Annotated in this window: 1 protein-coding gene; it reads right to left on the bottom strand. The window is 48.8% G+C overall.

Annotated features, from left to right (window positions below; all coding sequences use genetic code 11):
* Positions 1–41 precede the first annotated feature (41 nt).
* On the bottom strand, positions 42–336 hold a 295-nt coding region (locus tag SU32_RS17025), incomplete at its 5' end, for an integrase core domain-containing protein (protein ID WP_054000575.1).

Here is a 336-nt window from a genome sequence, read left to right on the forward strand (position 1 = left end):
CCCTCCAATTTATCGGAGAATCCGTCGGTTTGTTTTTGACCTTATGCGGTCTGCTTTTGCAATGTCATTTTCGTCGCGTATTCTTGGGGCGTGAGATTGCCCAGTGATGAATGTGGTCTGTTCCGGTTGTAATCCTCCTTCCATTCGGTGATGTGATGTCGGGCATGACTGAGCGATGAAAACAATGTCTCATTGAGGCACTCGTCGCGGAAGCTGCCGTTAAAGCTTTCGACAAAACCGTTCTGCATTGGCTTGCCGGGCTGGATGTAATGCCATTCAACATTTGTTTCCTGAGACCATTTGAGAATGGCCATACTGGTGAACTCCGTGCCGTTG

The organism is Ahrensia marina (genome assembly GCF_001293565.1).
GTDB classification, from domain to species: Bacteria; Pseudomonadota; Alphaproteobacteria; order Rhizobiales; family Rhizobiaceae; genus Ahrensia; species Ahrensia marina.